This is a genomic window from Oceanobacillus sp. E9, from assembly GCF_001741975.1.
In the GTDB taxonomy this organism is placed as follows: Bacteria; Bacillota; Bacilli; order Bacillales; family Amphibacillaceae; genus Oceanobacillus; species Oceanobacillus kimchii.
Genome location: NZ_LSNA01000007.1, coordinates 81,912 through 100,560 on the forward strand (window position 1 = coordinate 81,912; position 18,649 = coordinate 100,560).

General features: G+C 34.7%; 12 protein-coding genes, 14 tRNA genes and 2 rRNA genes. 25 read left to right on the top strand and 3 right to left on the bottom strand.

From position 1 onward, the window contains the following. The first annotated feature begins 61 nt into the window (after positions 1-61). From AQ616_RS09980 to AQ616_RS10065, 18 genes are all read left to right on the top strand, one after another. Positions 62-2,982, top strand: a 23S ribosomal RNA gene (locus AQ616_RS09980). Between the two features lie 133 nt (positions 2,983-3,115). Then, positions 3,116-3,231: ribosomal RNA gene (gene rrf, locus AQ616_RS09985) — 5S ribosomal RNA — on the top strand. 75 nt (positions 3,232-3,306) lie between these two features. Continuing rightward, positions 3,307-3,381: transfer RNA gene (locus tag AQ616_RS09990), tRNA-Asn, on the top strand. Between the two features lies 1 nt (position 3,382). Then, positions 3,383-3,474, top strand: a tRNA-Ser gene (locus AQ616_RS09995). 9 nt (positions 3,475-3,483) lie between these two features. Next, positions 3,484-3,558, top strand: a tRNA-Glu gene (locus tag AQ616_RS10000). Between the two features lie 10 nt (positions 3,559-3,568). After that, positions 3,569-3,644: transfer RNA gene (locus AQ616_RS10005), tRNA-Val, on the top strand. A gap of 26 nt (positions 3,645-3,670) precedes the next feature. Beyond that, positions 3,671-3,747, top strand: a tRNA-Met gene (locus tag AQ616_RS10010). A gap of 9 nt (positions 3,748-3,756) precedes the next feature. Further along, positions 3,757-3,833 (top strand) — tRNA-Asp (locus AQ616_RS10015). A gap of 32 nt (positions 3,834-3,865) precedes the next feature. Beyond that, positions 3,866-3,938, top strand: a tRNA-Phe gene (locus AQ616_RS10020). Between the two features lie 15 nt (positions 3,939-3,953). Then, a tRNA-Tyr gene (locus tag AQ616_RS10025) sits at positions 3,954-4,037 on the top strand. 16 nt (positions 4,038-4,053) lie between these two features. Next, positions 4,054-4,127: transfer RNA gene (locus tag AQ616_RS10030), tRNA-Trp, on the top strand. A 5-nt stretch (positions 4,128-4,132) separates the two neighbouring features. Beyond that, positions 4,133-4,205, top strand: a tRNA-His gene (locus AQ616_RS10035). Positions 4,206-4,230: 25 nt separating this feature from the next. Continuing rightward, positions 4,231-4,305 (top strand) — tRNA-Gln (locus AQ616_RS10040). Positions 4,306-4,307: 2 nt separating this feature from the next. Then, positions 4,308-4,382, top strand: a tRNA-Gly gene (locus tag AQ616_RS10045). Between the two features lie 8 nt (positions 4,383-4,390). Further along, positions 4,391-4,464: transfer RNA gene (locus tag AQ616_RS10050), tRNA-Cys, on the top strand. A gap of 4 nt (positions 4,465-4,468) precedes the next feature. Beyond that, positions 4,469-4,550: transfer RNA gene (locus AQ616_RS10055), tRNA-Leu, on the top strand. 204 nt (positions 4,551-4,754) lie between these two features. Next, positions 4,755-6,395, top strand: coding sequence for an ATP-dependent nuclease (locus AQ616_RS10060; RefSeq protein WP_139136354.1), 1,641 nt, complete (start codon positions 4,755-4,757; stop codon positions 6,393-6,395). Next, a complete protein-coding gene (locus AQ616_RS10065) occupies positions 6,379-7,512 on the top strand; it encodes a UvrD-helicase domain-containing protein (protein WP_069685707.1) in 1,134 nt (377 codons plus the stop codon). Before AQ616_RS10060 ends, AQ616_RS10065 begins: the two co-directional genes overlap by 17 nt. A gap of 86 nt (positions 7,513-7,598) precedes the next feature. On the opposite strand, the gene AQ616_RS10070 is transcribed toward AQ616_RS10065, so the two are convergent. Then, positions 7,599-8,747, bottom strand: coding sequence for a site-specific integrase (locus tag AQ616_RS10070; protein WP_069685708.1), 1,149 nt, complete (start codon positions 8,745-8,747; stop codon positions 7,599-7,601). 25 nt (positions 8,748-8,772) lie between these two features. Next, positions 8,773-9,489, bottom strand: coding sequence for a helix-turn-helix domain-containing protein (locus AQ616_RS10075; RefSeq protein WP_069685709.1), 717 nt, complete (start codon positions 9,487-9,489; stop codon positions 8,773-8,775). Positions 9,490-9,696: 207 nt separating this feature from the next. Here AQ616_RS10075 and AQ616_RS10080 point away from each other — a divergent pair, with 207 nt between their 5' ends. The 6 genes from AQ616_RS10080 (at position 9,697) to AQ616_RS10105 (ending at position 14,772) form a co-directional block, all read left to right on the top strand. Beyond that, positions 9,697-10,029, top strand: a complete 333-nt coding sequence (locus tag AQ616_RS10080) for a DUF771 domain-containing protein (protein WP_069685710.1) — start codon at positions 9,697-9,699, stop codon at positions 10,027-10,029. A 214-nt stretch (positions 10,030-10,243) separates the two neighbouring features. Then, a complete protein-coding gene (locus AQ616_RS10085; RefSeq protein ID WP_084822460.1) occupies positions 10,244-11,620 on the top strand; it encodes a DUF3987 domain-containing protein in 1,377 nt (458 codons plus the stop codon). A 280-nt stretch (positions 11,621-11,900) separates the two neighbouring features. Continuing rightward, positions 11,901-12,431 carry a hypothetical protein gene (locus tag AQ616_RS10090; RefSeq protein ID WP_069685712.1) on the top strand — a complete coding sequence of 177 codons (531 nt, stop codon included), beginning with the start codon at positions 11,901-11,903 and terminating at the stop codon, positions 12,429-12,431. A gap of 262 nt (positions 12,432-12,693) precedes the next feature. Beyond that, positions 12,694-13,743: a replication-relaxation family protein gene (locus tag AQ616_RS10095; RefSeq protein WP_069685713.1), complete on the top strand. Its 1,050-nt coding sequence runs from the start codon at positions 12,694-12,696 to the stop codon at positions 13,741-13,743. A gap of 288 nt (positions 13,744-14,031) precedes the next feature. After that, positions 14,032-14,244, top strand: coding sequence for a hypothetical protein (locus AQ616_RS10100; protein WP_069685714.1), 213 nt, complete (start codon positions 14,032-14,034; stop codon positions 14,242-14,244). A 24-nt stretch (positions 14,245-14,268) separates the two neighbouring features. Then, positions 14,269-14,772 (top strand): hypothetical protein, encoded by a 504-nt coding sequence (locus tag AQ616_RS10105; RefSeq protein ID WP_139136355.1) that lies wholly within the window; start codon positions 14,269-14,271, stop codon positions 14,770-14,772. Between the two features lie 602 nt (positions 14,773-15,374). Here the strand turns inward: AQ616_RS10105 and AQ616_RS10110 are convergent. Continuing rightward, entirely contained in the window at positions 15,375-16,643 is a 1,269-nt protein-coding gene (locus tag AQ616_RS10110) for an AlbA family DNA-binding domain-containing protein (RefSeq protein ID WP_069685716.1), read from the bottom strand. 517 nt (positions 16,644-17,160) lie between these two features. On the opposite strand from AQ616_RS10110, the gene AQ616_RS10115 reads away from it, so the two are divergent. Then, positions 17,161-18,387 carry a hypothetical protein gene (locus AQ616_RS10115; RefSeq protein WP_069685717.1) on the top strand — a complete coding sequence of 409 codons (1,227 nt, stop codon included), beginning with the start codon at positions 17,161-17,163 and terminating at the stop codon, positions 18,385-18,387. The last annotated feature ends 262 nt before the right edge of the window (positions 18,388-18,649 follow it).

The window sequence follows — 18,649 nt, forward strand, 5'->3', positions numbered from 1 at the left end:
TTGAAACTTTTTTGAAACAAGGCTATTAAATTAGCACGCTTATTTACTGAAATAACAACTTAGTTAAGTGAATAAGGGCGCACGGTGGATGCCTTGGCACTAGGAGCTGAAGAAGGACGGGACTAACACCGATATGCCTCGGGGAGTTGTAAGTAAACTTTGATCCGGGGATTTCCGAATGGGGAAACCCACTGTTCGTAATGGAGCAGTACCTATACCTCAATACATAGGGTATAGGGAGCAGACCCGGGGAACTGAAACATCTCAGTACCTGGAGGAAGAGAAAGAAACCTCGATTTCCTGAGTAGCGGCGAGCGAAACGGAAAGAGCCCAAACCAGAAAGCTTGCTTTCTGGGGTTGTAGGACACTCCTTTGGAGTTACAAAGAAATTCTTTAAATGAATCGATCTGGAAAGATCAGCCGAAGAAGGTAACAGCCCTGTAATTGAAAAAGAATTTCCTCCGGAGTGTATCCTGAGTACGGCGGAACACGTGGAATTCCGTCGGAATCCGGGAGGACCATCTCCCAAGGCTAAATACTCCCTAGTGACCGATAGTGAACCAGTACCGTGAGGGAAAGGTGAAAAGCACCCCGGAAGGGGAGTGAAATAGAACCTGAAACCGTGTGCCTACAAGTAGTCGAAGCCCGTTAATGGGTGACGGCGTACCTTTTGTAGAATGGACCGGCGAGTTACGATCCCATGCAAGGTTAAGTGGAAGACACGGAGCCGCAGCGAAAGCGAGTCTGAATAGGGCGATATAGTATGTGGTCGTAGACCCGAAACCGTGTGATCTACCCATGTCCAGGGTGAAGGTCAGGTAACACTGACTGGAGGCCCGAACCCACGTATGTTGAAAAATGCGGGGATGAGGTGTGGGTAGGGGTGAAATGCCAATCGAACACGGAGATAGCTGGTTCTCTCCGAAATAGCTTTAGGGCTAGCCTCAAGATGATGAGTACTGGAGGTAGAGCACTGATTGGACTAGGGGCCCCTACCGGGTTACCGAATTCAGTCAAACTCCGAATGCCAGTTACTTAAACTTGGGAGTCAGACTATGGGTGATAAGGTTCATAGTCGAAAGGGAAACAGCCCAGACCGCCAGCTAAGGTCCCAAAGTATACGTTAAGTGGAAAAGGATGTGGAGTTGCCCAGACAACCAGGATGTTGGCTTAGAAGCAGCCACCATTTAAAGAGTGCGTAATAGCTCACTGGTCGAGTGACTCTGCGCCGAAAATGTACCGGGGCTAAACGTATCACCGAAGCTGCGGATTGTTCTTACGAACAATGGTAGGAGAGCGTTCTAAGTGCTGTGAAGTCAGACCGTGAGGACTGGTGGAGCGCTTAGAAGTGAGAATGCCGGTATGAGTAGCGAAAAAAGAGTGAGAATCTCTTTCACCGAATGCCTAAGGTTTCCTGAGGAAGGCTCGTCCTCTCAGGGTTAGTCGGGACCTAAGCCGAGGCCGACAGGCGTAGGCGATGGACAACAGGTAGATATTCCTGTACCACCTCATGATTGTTTGAGCGATGGGGGGACGCAGTAGGATAAGGAATGCGCACCGATGGATGTGTGCGCCCAAGCAGTGAGAAAGTCAGATAGGCAAATCCGTCTGGCAATTTCAAGCTGTGATGGGGAGGGAAATAAAGTACCGAAGTTCCGGATTTCACACTGCCAAGAAAAGCCTCTAGTTAGATCATAGGTGCCCGTACCGCAAACCGACACAGGTAGGCGAGGAGAGAATCCTAAGGTGAGCGGGAGAACTCTCGTTAAGGAACTCGGCAAAATGACCCCGTAACTTCGGGAGAAGGGGTGCTCCTTTTAAGGAGGAGCCGCAGTGAATAGGCCCAAGCGACTGTTTAGCAAAAACACAGGTCTCTGCGAAGCCGAAAGGCGAAGTATAGGGGCTGACACCTGCCCGGTGCTGGAAGGTTAAGGGGACGAGTTAGCTCTTCGGAGCGAAGCTTTGAACCGAAGCCCCAGTAAACGGCGGCCGTAACTATAACGGTCCTAAGGTAGCGAAATTCCTTGTCGGGTAAGTTCCGACCCGCACGAAAGGTGCAACGACTTGGGCACTGTCTCAACGAGAGACCCGGTGAAATTATACTATGCGTGAAGATGCGCATTACCCGCGACAGGACGGAAAGACCCCGTGGAGCTTTACTGTAGCCTGATATTGAATGTTTGTGCAGCTTGTACAGGATAGGTGGGAGCCTTTGAAGCGTGAGCGCTAGCTTACGTGGAGGCACCCGTGGGATACCACCCTCGCTGTATGAACATTCTAACCCAGGACCGTAATCCGGTTCGGAGACAGTGTCAGGCGGGCAGTTTGACTGGGGCGGTCGCCTCCCAAAGAGTAACGGAGGCGCCCAAAGGTTCCCTCAGAATGGTTGGAAATCATTCGTAGAGTGTAAAGGCAGAAGGGAGCTTGACTGCGAGACCTACAAGTCGAGCAGGGACGAAAGTCGGGCTTAGTGATCCGGTGGTTCCGCATGGAAGGGCCATCGCTCAACGGATAAAAGCTACCCCGGGGATAACAGGCTTATCTCCCCCAAGAGTTCACATCGACGGGGAGGTTTGGCACCTCGATGTCGGCTCATCGCATCCTGGGGCTGTAGTCGGTCCCAAGGGTTGGGCTGTTCGCCCATTAAAGCGGTACGCGAGCTGGGTTCAGAACGTCGTGAGACAGTTCGGTCCCTATCCGTCGTGGGCGTTGGAAGTTTGAGAGGAGCTGTCCTTAGTACGAGAGGACCGGGATGGACACACCGCTGGTGTACCAGTTGTTCCGCCAGGAGCATGGCTGGGTAGCTACGTGTGGAAAGGATAAGTGCTGAAAGCATCTAAGCATGAAGCCCCCCTCAAGATGAAACTTCCCATCACTTCGAGTGAGTAAGATCCCTCAGAGACGATGAGGTTGATAGGTCCGAGGTGGAAGCGTGGCGACACGTGCAGCTGACGGATACTAATTGATCGAGGACTTATCTAAGTTCTTAGAATGATGTCACGTTACTCTTATTTAGTTTTTAGGGTACAATCCTAAAAAAAGTGTTGCATTTTGTCTAAGGAATGCATATAATATAACTTGTCCTTATTTTTTTGGACTACATATTATACGAAAGTCTGGTAGCGATAGCGAAGAGGCCACACCTGTTCCCATGCCGAACACAGAAGTTAAGCTCTTCAGCGCCGATGGTAGTTGGGGCTTTGCCCCTGCAAGAGTAGGACGCCGCCAGGCGATATTAAATTATTATTTCCGGGTTTGCCTTTAAGGACAAGCGATGAAAGATAAATATCATTATTTATGGATCATTCCACAGTAGCTCAGTGGTAGAGCAATCGGCTGTTAACCGATCGGTCGTAGGTTCGAATCCTACCTGTGGAGCCATGGAGAGCTGTCCGAGAGGCCGAAGGAGCACGATTGGAAATCGTGTAAGCCGCTACCGCGGCTTCGAGGGTTCGAATCCCTCGCTCTCCGCCATTACACAATGGCCCGTTGGTCAAGCGGTTAAGACACCGCCCTTTCACGGCGGTAACACGGGTTCGAATCCCGTACGGGTCACCAATAATAATGTGGAGGATTAGCTCAGCTGGGAGAGCACCTGCCTTACAAGCAGGGGGTCGCAGGTTCGAGCCCTGCATCCTCCACCATATATAAAGTATAGTATTCCTCATATCGCGGGGTGGAGCAGTCTGGTAGCTCGTTGGGCTCATAACCCAAAGGTCGCAGGTTCAAATCCTGCCCCCGCAACCAAATAATAATGGTCCGGTAGTTCAGTTGGTTAGAATGCCTGCCTGTCACGCAGGAGGTCGCGGGTTCGAGTCCCGTCCGGACCGCCATCTAAATTAATTGGTTTATAGAAACAACATATGGCTTGGTAGCTCAGTCGGTAGAGCAGAGGACTGAAAATCCTTGTGTCGGCGGTTCGATTCCGTCCCGAGCCACTTTTTTATTTTTACGGAGGGGTAGCGAAGTGGCTAAACGCGGCGGACTGTAAATCCGCTCCTTCGGGTTCGGCAGTTCGAATCTGCCCCCCTCCACCATTTTTAATAAATATTTAGGGGTATAGTTTAATGGTAAAACGAAGGTCTCCAAAACCTTTGATGTGGGTTCGATTCCTACTACCCCTGCCAATATGGCGGTCGTGGCGAAGTGGTTAACGCACCGGATTGTGGCTCCGGCATTCGTGGGTTCAATCCCCACCGGTCGCCCTTTTTTAAATTTCAATATAGTGATTGGGCCATAGCCAAGCGGTAAGGCATCGGGTTTTGATCCCGTGTACCCCAGGTTCGAATCCTGGTGGCCCAGCCATTGCGGAAGTAGTTCAGTGGTAGAACACCACCTTGCCAAGGTGGGGGTCGCGGGTTCGAATCCCGTCTTCCGCTCCAGAGGTAGTGGCGGTATAGCCAAGTGGTAAGGCAGAGGTCTGCAAAACCTTTATCACCGGTTCAAATCCGGTTACCGCCTCCAATATGCCGGTGTGGCGGAATTGGCAGACGCGCACGACTCAAAATCGTGTTCCTTACGGAGTGTCGGTTCGACCCCGACCACCGGTATTTTTAGCTTTTTGTAGAACAAAATTGAAGAAACTTCAAACACCCATGAGCGTTGCTATATCAATGTTTTTGGGTGTTTTTTTATTTTGATGAAATCAAGTGAAAAGGATTAGTTTTATATTTTTTTTACACATTTTTTACACAAAGATTTTTTATTAAATCGTGCTTTTCCAATTCACATATATTTTAAAAATTCTATTCATAATGAAAGAGTGGTGGATCGTGAAAATAAGTAAGATTCTTTTACATAATTACAAATTGTTTAAAGACGAAGTAATACACGTAAATCCGGATTATAATATTTTTGTCGGTAATAACGACTCTGGTAAGAGTACTCTGTTAGAAGCAATTCAAACAGTGATAAGTGGAAAACTAAATAACTATTCCTTCGAACGTCAGCTTAAGGCTTCTTGTTTTAATCAGCAAATAAGAGATGAGTTTAGAAAAAAACTTGATCAAAAAAACATCGACGAACTTCCCAAAATAATAGTTGAAGTATACTTAAATGATGATGGAATTAATTCGGAATTAAAAGGGACAAACAATTCATTAGGTGAAGATTGCCCTGGAATACGTATGTCAGTAAATTTTAACTCAATTTATGCAGATGCATTTAAAACAATGCTAGATGCTGAAGAAATATATGATATTCCAGTTGAATTTTATGAAGTTAAGTGGACAGACTTTTCAGGAGATCCTGTTGTATTTAGAACTTTACCTTTTAAAGTATCTCTTTTGGATACCACTAAGAAAGATTACAGTAACTCAGTAAATAGATTTGTAAATTCAAGTGTAGCAGAGCACTTGACTGATGAAGAGAAAGCTAGTTTGGCAAGAAATTATCGGAAAATGAAATTTGATTTTAATTCAAATGAAAGTGTAAAAAACTTAAATGATAGAATAGAAAAAAACGTTCGTTTAGACGATAAAAAAATTAAACTTGGAATTAAAGAAGAAGTATTAGATGCTTGGAAAAATGAAGTTTCTATAGATGTCGAAGCAATACCTTTTGAAGACATAGGATTTGGTAGTCAAAATCTTATTAAGATGGAACTAGTGTTAAATGAGGAATCTCAAAAATCTAATTTTATTTTATTTGAAGAACCGGAAAATAACTTATCTTTTAGTAATATGTCTAAATTAATCTCTAAAATCAAGAATGAAGAATCTAAACAAGTTTTCATTTCTACACATAGTAGTTTCGTAGCAAATAAAATAGGTCTTCAAAATATCATTCTTTTGCATGAAGGAAATATTACACCTCTAAACCAAGTGAACCAAGAGACGATGGATTTCTTTATGAAATTACCAGGTTATAATACTGTGAGATTCTTATTGGCTGAAAAGGTTATATTGGTTGAAGGACCAACTGATGAATTGATAGTCCAGAGGGCATATTTTGATAGATATGGCAAGCTCCCAATTGAGGATGGAACTGATATTATTACTGTCGATTCTTTGGCTTTTAAACGTTACTGTGATTTAGCTATTCTTGTAGGAAAGAGTATTAATATAGTAACTGATAATGATGGGGATATAGAAGAAAACATTCACCAAAAGTATAGAGATTATCTAAACAAGTACGACTTTATCCAAGTATTTTATGAAAAGAATGAATCTTTATACAGTTTAGAACCTAGTATGTATGATGTAAATGAAAAAGATCAAGAAACTCTGAAAAGGTTTAAGGAAGCTATCTCAAAGAGTGGTTCTATGAGGGACAAATCAAGAGAAGAGGTTATTAAATTTATGGAAAACAATAAAGCTGAATGGGGGTTAAGGGTGTTCGATTTCAAGGAGAAGGTTGAATTCCCTGATTACATTAATAATGCAATCAAAAAATAAAATAATTATGGCATGTGCAGGTTCTGGTAAAACGTGGGGAATTTGTCAAGATGCATTAGGGATCTCATTTCAAACCAAAAAAGCTTTAATGGTATCTTTTACAAACAAAGGAGTGGAGTCTCTAAAAAGAGAATATGAAAAACAGAATGTTGGAGTAATTGATAAACATTTAAAAATCCTTACCTGGTATCAATTTCTCTTAAAGGAATTAATTAAACCTTATCAAAGTTATTTTCTTAAAGAGATAAACAGAATAAGGTCTTTTGACTTTACAAATATGTACGGCATTAAAGATTTTTCGAAAAAAAATACTTTGTCATATTTCCTTAATAAAAATAGTGATGTTAAAGCTAATAAAGCTTCAGAGTTCGCAGTTTATTTAAATGCAAAGTCAAATGGTTCAGTGATAAAGAGACTTGAAGAAATTTATTCACATATCTATATCGATGAATTACAGGATTTAACAGGAAGGGACATTGAACTATTAGAGCTTCTTTTAAAATCAAACATTAGAGTATACTGTGTTGGCGACTATAAACAGTCTACTTTAAAAACACATAACTCAAAAGCTAACAAGAAAAAGTCTGGAGAGCATATTTTTAAGTATCTAGAAACCTTAGAAGACTCACATAATTTGGAGATAATGAAGAGTAATAAATCGAAGAGATTTATACAAGAAATTGCTGATTTTGCAAACCTTGTCTATCCAGAAGATCCTATAATTAGTATTAAAGAAGGTTCACATGATTATATGGGAGTGTATCAAGTAAAGGAAAAAGATATAGACGACTATATAAGCTTTTTTCAACCAAATGTTTTAAGGTTTGATAAAAGGACTGCAACATCAGGTTATGCAGCTTTAAATTTTGGTGTTAGTAAAGGGATGACTATGGAACGAGTAGTCATTTTCCCTAATGGTCCATTAATAAAGTTTTTGAAAGACACCAATAAAAAATTAAGCAGTCCGCATAAATATTTTGTGGGTGTTACCCGTGCAAAATACAGTTTAGTTTTTGTTGTGAAGAAGTTAATAAGTAATAGATATTTTAAAGATGAAATTATAGACTTAAGAGATAAACAAATTGAAGTAAAGAAATTTAACTTAAATGATACATAAAAAAGTTGAATAAAGTGATTGTTATTATTAGTGAAAAATTAACTTATTAAAAGAATCCATTTTGTATTTGTCAAAATGGATTCTCATTAATTATTTATAGTGGTTAATGCATCACTACTAGATGTGGAATTATACATTTCAATAAAGGCATTTGTCATCAATGACTCATCCTCTTCTCTCAATTCTTTGATTACATGAGCGTAATCCCTAAGAGTAGTTTCAATATCTGCATGTCCCAGTCTTTCGCTTACATAATATATAGAATTCCTTTTGTATAATAAAAGGCTGGCATGTGTATGGCGTAGACCATGGACTGTAATAGGTTTTATATCTAAGCTTAATAATACCTTTCTAAGTAATTTATTTGCATTGGTATTGCTTATAACTTTATATTTTGAAGTATGGCTATAGAAAATTAAATCATACTCATTTTTAGGCAAACGACTGAGTAAATCTTGGTATAAGTTCATTGTTACATGATCAACCCTAATTACTCTTTCTGACTGTGGGTTTTTAGTTGGTTCAAAACCTATGTGCATCTTACGACTATAACCCCATGTTTTATTAATCCGAAGTGTATTGTTATCAAAATTAAAATCTTCATGAGTTAATCCTACCAGTTCTCCATAACGAAGCCCCGTAGTAATAGCTAGTAGTAATAAATAATATCCCAGTCCGTTTGATAAATTTTCTATAAGCTCGCTTATTAAAAGTTGACTTTCATGATAGTTCAGGTGTTTTTCACTTTTCTTTTTTGCAGGTACTTTCCCAATAACTTTTGCATTTCTAGTAAAATCAATTCGAATGATACCTTCATCTATTGCTTCTCTTACAGCCCCTCGAATATGAATATTTATTTTATCTGCTGTTTCTTTTGCATGAGTTTCCCCGAACCAATTTAAAAACTTTTGATATTCTTCTTTTGTTATTTGTTGGATAGGAGTATGTCCAAAATATTTCTCTATTATATTTAAAGTATAAACATAATGAGTCTTCGTACTATTAGTAACATCAAACTTAAACACCCTATACCAATTCTCAAAATAATCATATAGAGAAATTGGTTTTAATTTAGGTGTAACGCCTTTTTGTAATTCTAATTCCATTTCTGATGCTGCTATTTGTGCCTCTTTTTTAGTTTTAAATCCACCTTTACGTATTGGCTTTGACTTTCCCTTAACCATTCTACTAATGGTGTATTGCCATGTTTTACCTCGCTTCTGAAAACTTGCCATAAAAATCACCTATGATTTCAGTAGTTCATTCTTCAAATAATGATTCAGCAATTTCGTATGCTTTTTTAGAATCAATGTTATCAATTCCAGTCTCTTCAATCAGTGCATTTTGAATAAAAGAATCAAAAGAAGTAATATGATTTTTATTTAAATAAGCAACTCTTAAAACATTATAGATTCTTTCAATTTCTTTAACACTTTTTCTACCAGCTAATGAAGTGATTTTTTCATAAGCATTTAAAGGAATTCTAGTGTAAGACCTTAGATAAGTTTCTATTAATGATTTTAAATTTAATAATTCTTCATGGTTGAGAGGGATGCCATTGAAAAATTTTGTATTAAAGTGATCATCCATCAAATGGTATTTTATATCATTAATAGGGTAATTGAATCTTTCAGCTTTTAAAGTAGAATCTGTGTTATCACTGTATATTAAAGTATATTCATCATTATCATATAATTCCTGATTATTCACATCACCTGGAATACCGATAAATTCTAAAAGATCTACTAGAAAATCATTTCTACTAAAATTATCTTTATTGAATTCATAAAGTGTATCAGCCACTTTTGTAATAGTATCTACACTGGGATTTATGGGTTTTCCAGAAGCCCTACTATAACCTCTCTCTAAATCTGACCAATAACTATGACTAATATTGGCAATGGATGCGGCCTCTCTAATTGAATGCTTACCTCTAAATTTCTTAATATAATTGCCCAATTCATTATTAGTTGTCATTTAATACACGTCCTTTGATTTAATGTTGTTTTCATTTTAAACGATTGTAAGCTGTAAATCAATATATAACACAAAAACAGTGTTATAAAATACGATTGTAGTTGACAACACAAATTATGTGTTTTATTATATTTTCATAACACAAAAGTTGTAGGATAGTGTTTTATATCTTACAACTTTTGTATTCAACTTTAAAGGAGGAGTATTATGCAACAACTTAATGTAAAACTATCTATTCCAATCCCAGAGGATCAAGTATTAATTTCTCAAGTTGAACTTGAGGAGTTAAGAAGAAAGGAATTAGAGGGAGTGTATTGGACTATGAAAGATTTAGAGAAAAGAATTAACAAAAAGAGTGAATGGATAAAAGAGAACATTTTATATCCTTCACAGTTCAGAAAAATTTTGGATGTAGAGAATAATGGTTTTGTTTACTACCCAAAGAAGAAGGGCGAGACTTGGACGTTTCAAGCAGTAAAAATGTCTAAGTTTTTGGATGAGAATTTCTATCGTATTTTTGGAAAACAAAAAGCTTCTTAATTTTCTTAATTAAAGTTAAGTCTAGTTGTATCAATAGTTTATATTAAGAAGTTCGATTCTTAATAAAACTTAATAGAGGTGATTCATTGTGACAATAAATTGGAAAGATCCAGTTCCTATAACTTTAGGAACTATGCCAAGTTTCCCCACTCATATATTTCCAGATTGGACAAAGGATTATATGGAAGGACTGTCCAAGGAATAAAATACTCAAATTGATTTACCGGCAACTGCAGTATTATCTGTCTTTTCAGTCCTTCTTATGAAAAAATACCAATTTAGATACGAAAATTTAAATTGGGTGCTAAATCTAAACATCTACCAGTTACTAGGGAGTGATCCTGGATCTAAAAAAGATGCAGTTATTAATAGAATATTTAAGGTATTACTAGATTATCAAAAAAATTTAATAGATAAAGCAATCAGTCAAGAACCAGAGTTATTAAGTGAATTAGATATGAAGAAAAGCCAATATGAAGAATTAATTTCAAGTAAAAGCTCTTTAGGCAAGAACAGTTCACCAAAAAATGAAGAGCTTAAAAAATTAAAAGAAGACATCATGCGTATTGAATCAGAATTAAACAAAAGCTTTTTTATAATAAGTGGAGATGTTACTCAGGAAAAAATAACTGAGTTATTAAAAAGAAATGAAGAAACTTTAACCATTGCAACATCCGAAGCGTCTGAGATGTTTGATCACTTAGAAGGAAGGTATAAAGCAGATAGTATAGATATTTACTTAAAAGCCTGGGAAGGTACAAATTATTCAAAGTTAAGAAGTTCTACAAATGATATTTATTTAGAACATCCACTTCTAAATTTATGTTTGTTTACTCAACCACAAGAGATAACTAGATTAAGAAAACATGATGGAAGAGGGTTGTTGCAACGATTCTTAGTAGTGGTTCCAGATCGATATCCTAAAGAAAAAATTTCTTTGGAAAATACAATGTATCCAAGCTTAGCTGATACATTTGATAAAAATATTAAAAAGTTATTCGAGTTAAACGTAGAAAATACAGCTAGAACTGTAACAGTTGATCCAAATGCTTGGAATAACTTTAATAATCTCTACAAAGAAATACTGTATGAATCTTATGAAGATGTTTCTTATACAACACAGCAATGGTTAATGAAAATATTCGGGAATGTTATTAAAGTTATATGTTTAATTAAGATAGTGGAGGAGGTTATTGGCAATAATCGGTTAGATAATATTGCTTTAAATGATAAAGATATAGCAAAGGCACATACGTTGTATAAATATTATTATACACATTTTAGAAGAGTAGCTGAAACAGATTATTATTCGGTAAAGGAAGCTGATTTGCAATTTTTCTTTCGTAGATTATTAGAAATTAATAAAGATCATCATTTAAATGGAAAAATATCATCAACAGAAATAAATAATTATATAAAACGAATAAATAGGGCAGATAGGGAAGTGATGCTTGAAAAGCTAGAAGATCATCATCTTTTAAAAGTGATTAAAAATGGTCGAAGAAAGACGGTTTATATAAATCCTGAGATAATAAAAAAGCCTCACAAAGAAGCTCTCAACTTTGTAAGGATAACGAAAAATTCTATCTAAATATTATTATAGCATGAAATTAATATTTGAGAAGACCTATGTTTACAGTAAAATGCTAACAGATTTCTTAAATAAATGCACATATAACGAAATGGTGTTTACGGATAAAGGAAATATGTTTACAGAAAGAACGTAGTCATTCTAAAGATAAAATATAAATCAATTAAATATTGTAAACATGAACCTTTCTATGGGAAAAAGTTGATTACATTTTAACTTAAATCTATAGAAAAGATCAGTAATATTAAGTGTTTTGAGTGTTTACATTAGGAGGGGAAAAATGGACATACAATTTTGTTTTGAAGCACATGATGGAAAAACAATCCCTTATTATAAGTTCACATATAAATATCCTTTCACTAAAGTTTTAAAGACAAGGAATAAACGTTACAAAAGAGAATATGTACTCGAAGAAGGAATGTATTTACCTGAATATATTGCTAAAGAGACAACAAGGCAATTTGATTTTAATTCCAATTATGTGGTCTTTGATAAAGTTATGTTTGTGATTGTACACGGTTTTGCAGAATGTAAAGCTATCAGGGATTTGGATAATTATACGTATAAACCTTTTATTGATACAATCCGAAAATTAAAAGTAATTGATGATGATACATGGGAGGAATCAAGTATTACTAATATTGGTGTAGAAACTTCCGAAGAGTTAATTGATTTATATGTAGTTCCGTATCAATACTATATTGAATTTTTGAAAATAGAATTGGATCATTTGTTTTATAAAAAAACTAAGATTCAATCTGTAAGAGAAAAACTTGAAAGAGAGCGAATTGCATTAGAATTCTTTGAATAGAAATATATTTTTACTTTAATTTTTTCAATGGTTGTTATAGTAAAAATCTTTAAATTAGAAATCTGATATATTTACCTTAATTTTTACAACGATTTTTTCTGATAAATACTAAAAAGAATTTGGTTGTATCAATGTTTTTCTATCTAGTAATGGATAATTTATAACTTGTCTGTTAGAGGTTAGTTTAGTGTTAGCTTTCTGAAAAAATGGAAAGCGTAACGCTAAACAGCCTTTATAGGGATGTAGGAAAGGAGAGCTTAAGGTGTTACTTGATGACTATACCACGAAATTAACAAATACTGAACAAGCGATTTTGTTAGATCTATATTACTATCGTGTAATGACAACAGAGCAGATTAAGAAACGTCACTTTAATAATTCAGGAACGTATGTAAATAAGGTCTTGTGGAAATTGCGTAAGAATGGATATATTAAATCGAGAATTCTTAAGAATAGTAGAGAACATAAAAAAGGATATTCGTATCATCGGTTGACCGAAACAGGATTGGAGTGCTTGATAAAGCACGATACGAATGTTGAGGGAGAGTTTAATCATTATGTAAAACCATCCCAAGTGCCTTATATTTTATTAGCGAATAATATTGTAACTGAACTATCAAATACTGACTGGGAAATATGGGATAGTAGGAAAGTGAAAAAAGTATTTAACTTTGACAAATGGATGAATATACAAGGGTTATTAATTTCACCAGAAAAAAAGAAATATGGGTTATATGTTATGGGAAAAAATACTACACCTAAAACAATAGGCAAAATTAAATCTGAGATAAGTGCACACTCTCCTTTGTTATTACAAGATTATATGATTATTTCACAAGGTTTAAATGCATATAAGGATTTTATTGATTATGCAATAAATCATAGTAATGGGCAATCAAATGAACTATTGTCAACTGGACACTCAATTAAGATTTTCTTAAGTAAGGTGTTTTATGCGATTGCAAATTCCTTTCATACAGAAGTAGAATGGATGCAGCGATTGTGTTATTATTACCAATTAACTTTAAAAAGTACAAAAATAAAAGAAGGGGAGAGACAATCATTCCCCTACATTGTTGAAAGAAATGGTAAAGAATATTATCTTGTAGACTTAACCGATTCTGATTTATTAAAATATCAGAATGTAACAAGTTATGCACGGTCCATCTCAAGCCGTAATTGGGAAAAACGTGATATTATTGTTGTTACGTTAAGCATTCCTACTAAAATGAATTTATCCATTGAAAAATTACCAAACGTTGATTTACAAACTCTAACAGGGAAAGAAATTGATGAAATTTGTTTTGTTTAATGATTGATATTTGCTTAAGTAAACAAACAATTAAATAGAAGTTTAATATATATTCTGGTAAAATATTTTAGTAGAATTTGTATTTAGATACAAATCAAAATATATAGTTCTGATTTTTCTAATACTGAGAATGAAGGTAATGACCATGAAATTGATTTTATTTAGTTTATCAAAAAAAGCTCTTCACAGAAATATCTGTGAGGAGCTTTTTATTTTATATAACTGTAAACAGTTATAACAGGATTATAAAATAAAAAGCTGTTGTAAAACACTAAAGGAGGAATTGAAATGAATTTGGAAGAAAGTAAAAACTGTTATTTCGATTTAATGAATTATTATAAGAGAGAAGGAAAACGAACCAGGATCAAAATTGAAAGAGGTATGTTAAATCCGTTAGAGAGTTTAATAAAAAAATATGATCCAGAAATAGAAGTTATATACAATTCAACGCTTCAACATAAAGTGCATTTCATTAGTAATGAATTTGAACTAATATTATGATCAGATAATGCTCCAGTCCATACGTTGGTTGTAGTAAAAATAAAAGTTAGTCCACCTGGAAAAGGAATTGGCAGCATAATATTAGAAGAGTTAATGAGTTATGCTAAAAAGGTTGGGTTTGAAAGAGTGGTATTAGAACAAGTCATTTCAGATGAGGGAATTAATTTTGCTCAAAAGAATGGCTTTTCTAGATGTTATACGCCTTCCATGGAATTAAAGGAATTTAATTTTGAAACAGGAATAGGCAACTATGAGAGATTTATATATTTTAATGGTGCAGAAGCAATAACATTTAGGATTAAGGATTTGTGTCAACAGAATAACCTTACAATTTATGGCCTAGCTAAGAAAATTGAGAGGAAATATGAGTTTAACATTCAAAGTACTTTAAATGAAATATTGCAAAAAAGGACCAAGTCCCCTCAAATAAATACTCTTTATATGGTCGCTGAGGCATTTGATATGAGGTTATGTGAGTTTTTTAATGACCGGAAATTTGATCAAATTGAAGGTGTTCACAACAATTAATTTGCTCAAAGGAAATGCACTTTACTAATGCTAACTGGGATTGATATTTTTGAATCTTTAAAATAGAGTACTATTGATCTTTCAAAGGGGATCAGCATTATGAAAAAGCCATTTTAATTGATATTACAATTAGGATGGCTTTTTCCTTTTTATATTCAAATAATAGAAAAAAGCAACGCATTCAAAATGAATGAGCTGCTCTTAAGAGTAAACTCGCACTCCAACTGAATGAGAGTCATTTATTAATAATCAATATAACATTACTTTACTTATACTTCAACTATGTATGATTCCCAGTAGATTAAAATGGATTTTATATTTCGTTGTTTTAATTTTATTTTACGTAGAAATCTATTAAATTCAAATTAGGTCTTTATTTAATTCCTATGACTAAACAGTCTCATGTTACTTCCACTACATCTGTAGTATGTATCAAGTAAAGTAAAGGTTCCACACTTTGTTACTTTTCCTTTTTTCACACCTGAGCTTCACCTTGCATCCATTTGTTGTATCACATTTGTTTCTGTTAAGACAATTATGCTACCTTCAAAATGACTGAATGCTTGAAAGGGGCAAAAATATGCAAAAAATATCTCTATTGGTCAAATTCTTCTTGTTAGAAGCTTTTGCTGCTGTTCTTTGAAAAGTCCTTGTACGGCATCAGTATCCCAACCAAACCTTTCAAATAGCTCATTTACGGCTTTGATTGCCAATTTCCCACTTTCTGAAAATAGCCTCTCAATGTCTACTTCTACCTCTATTTTAGCTTTGTCTTCGATGTTGGAAATATAATCTCGGAAAAGTGTCCTAGCTGGATCATAAAAGAATAATTTACGTCCTTTAAGATCAAAGCCTTCAATAAGAACAGTTACCTTATCTCCCATGTCCTCCTGCTGGAAGAGTCGTGAAGCAAACTCAAATATCTCAGTGAATAATAGAAGTGTGCTTAATATTTCTAACTCTTTTCCATTTACTTTTTGCTTATAAGAGGCATCTATATGCTCTTCATACATTGCTTTATAATAAATAAATTGACCACTTTTAAAGAATCTAAATAACTCTTTATATTGAGCAAAATCTTCAGATGACTGTATGAATCCATTTCCACTCTCTAAATCTCGGAAATGTGGGAAATCCCATCCTCTTAAACTTAACTTACTATGGTACAATCTCTCTTTACACTTTGATAAAGATTCTATTCTGTTTTCTTTGTAATGTGTTGGTTTGACAACGATTCTCCAGTATCCACCTTGTTTGATGGAGTCAAATATATTTTGGTTCTCAATTTCATCTAATTCAACTGCATACTTATCTGAAGAATTATCATCTGCTATTTGCAATCCAGAATCTCTGACTCTAGTATAGAATTCTTTGATTCCTTTATTTATAGCCATATCAATCAATTCTCTCATCTCAGACTGAGATCTAATAATTGCAGATTCTGGCTTTGACTTAGATCGAGAGTACACTGCTCCTTCTTTTAACCCTTGTTCACCACTTTTTTTACAAAGTATTGGTAATTCTGCAAATTCTGGTATGCGAAATAAGACAAAATTTTTATCATTCTCTTCAATCATATACATTTGAAATGAAATAGGAGGATCAGCAAACTTATTAACTTCGACCACGATATGGTCATAATTTACTTTATGATAATGCTCTAAATCCATTCCACAAAGTTTTTCTAATCCTTGTTTGTCATCGTCAATACCCAATACTAGATAACCGCCATCTTTGGTGTTGCTCATAGCAAGAATACATTTTACTATCTTGGCTTTATGTTGAGGATTTCCCCAATCATAACTTTTTTTAAATTCAATATTTCTTGTTTCTCCACCTGCATCCAAGAGTTCTAATATCTTTTCATACATGATTTCATCTCCAAAAAAATTTTATAAATAATCTTACAGTAAACTGTTAAAATATTCTATAAATTGCTTGATCAGATTTTCTTAAACAGTTAAGTGATCAATTCTCTATTCTCCTTTCTCAATTCTTTCTGTTCGGCAGCAAACTCCTTACACTTGTCTATAGATTGAATAAATTCAATTTGGTATTCGGGTACTTCCATTTCAACCTTTAGTCTACCAATGATATATTCAAGGTTACAGAACAAACCTACTTCTATTATACGGGGCTAATTTGGAACAAGAAATATACTATAAAACAGCACCAATTACTGCACAGTAGACTCTTACTGCGCAACAAGAATCTTCTTCCCTTTTAAATAATCTTAATGTAAATGAGTATAAATTCCAATACAAAGTCTGAATCTATCACGTTAATTTGTGCTAAAATGAACTAAAGTGTATACATTATTACTGTTTTAGATTTAGTTTGAAGATTAGAAGTCGGGCTGTCCCCGGTAAGAAATGTGAGGATGTTATTGTGAAAGAGAAAATTAACTACTTGTTATTCTTTATCGCTATAGGTTGTGTTATTGCCATACTCAAATTATGGTGTGGAGGGGTAATAGATAATAATAAGCTTTTATATGATACATCAATGGGTATATTATTGGCCCTTATTATTTACTTTATTGTGGATTACATCCCTGAGAAAAGAAAAAAACGGATGGGTTTTAAACTAATTCAAGCAGAGCTTTCGAAAGTTATAGCAAATATAGAAACTATATTGAGTATAAATAGAGACTTTTTCTCAATTGATAAAGAACTCGATGAAATAGTATTAAGGGACTGGAAGGTTATGTTCAACAAAAGGGATACAACATCTTATCAGTTTATTATGTATGAAAGATCGTTTAAGAATAAAAAATGTAAAGTTAGCAATAATTATTACATTCCAGATCCTGTCATGCAACCAAGCAACTTAAATGAGGTTGTTCGTAGTTCTCTTAGAAACATAGAAGCAAGCTTAAATGTAATTTTTTCCTACGAAAGCTATTTTGTCAACGACACTAGATTCTTCGAGTATTTAACAAAATTAAAAAACTCTAAACTAATAGAGTTGTATACGGATAAGTATGATTTTAATTATATGTCAAATACATATGAATATATTTATGAATTACAAAAAATCTACTTTGCCGTTAAAAATACAAATATCCATTATTACGAAAGAAAATCTATCATTGATAATTCAGAAAAAGCAATTGAGTATCAAAAGAAATATAATTCCGGTGGTACTTTAAATTCCTTTCTTTCTTTTCAGGAAAGAAAGAAAGGTGTTATGTCGTCTACTACAAGAATAATTTATTTTAAAAAATATGGTTATTACGATTTTATATCAAAAGATATCTCGAGTCATTTTCAAACGGAATTATGTGAATACAAAAATATTAATGAAGTAAAGTTATCGTCCGATTTAGATATTGTAATTACAGATGTTTTTTCGGCAATATATTTATCCTTAAAATACCGAAACAAAGAAAATCTAGGATTTTTTATTATACAGGCTCGATTTATAGGATTACTGATTAGATTCTCAAAAATATTTAAGGTCAATAAAAACATAACTATTTGTATAATACCAATATCTTTTAATCTTTTAGGAAAGAATATAAATAAAGAAGATCCATCGGTCAGGAGTATAGGTATAATAACTCAAGAAATTGATAAACAATTTAATGATCAACATCGTCTGCATATAAAGTAACTAAGATATGGAGGAATGACTGAGTATGGAACTCCACCGCTACTTTTGGAAGTTTATTTTATCTAAGTTTAAACAATGATTAGACAGTTAAAAAACAGCATTGAAGGTATTTTCATATTTATAGTATAAAATTACCGGATGATGATTTCAAAGAAGACAAACGAGAGAACAACAAATCATTCGCTGCACAGTACAAAAATACTACGCATTTAAGTAACGTTTTTTATGAATTATTATATTCTAGATCGGATAAAGTACAGTA

What these genes read in the sequence shown, in the direction of transcription:
- AQ616_RS10060 (WP_139136354.1), top strand. Translation starts at nt 4,755, where the DNA reads ATGAAAGAGTGGTGGATCGTGAAAATAAGTAAGATTCTTTTACATAAT.
- AQ616_RS10065 (WP_069685707.1), top strand. Translation starts at nt 6,379, where the DNA reads ATGCAATCAAAAAATAAAATAATTATGGCATGTGCAGGTTCTGGTAAA.
- AQ616_RS10070 (WP_069685708.1), bottom strand. Translation starts at nt 8,747, where the DNA reads ATGGCAAGTTTTCAGAAGCGAGGTAAAACATGGCAATACACCATTAGT.
- AQ616_RS10110 (WP_069685716.1), bottom strand. Translation starts at nt 16,643, where the DNA reads ATGTATGAAAAGATATTAGAACTCTTGGATGCAGGTGGAGAAACAAGA.
- AQ616_RS10100 (WP_069685714.1), top strand. Translation starts at nt 14,032, where the DNA reads ATGAATTTGGAAGAAAGTAAAAACTGTTATTTCGATTTAATGAATTAT.
- AQ616_RS10090 (WP_069685712.1), top strand. Translation starts at nt 11,901, where the DNA reads ATGGACATACAATTTTGTTTTGAAGCACATGATGGAAAAACAATCCCT.
- AQ616_RS10075 (WP_069685709.1), bottom strand. Translation starts at nt 9,489, where the DNA reads ATGACAACTAATAATGAATTGGGCAATTATATTAAGAAATTTAGAGGT.
- AQ616_RS10080 (WP_069685710.1), top strand. Translation starts at nt 9,697, where the DNA reads ATGCAACAACTTAATGTAAAACTATCTATTCCAATCCCAGAGGATCAA.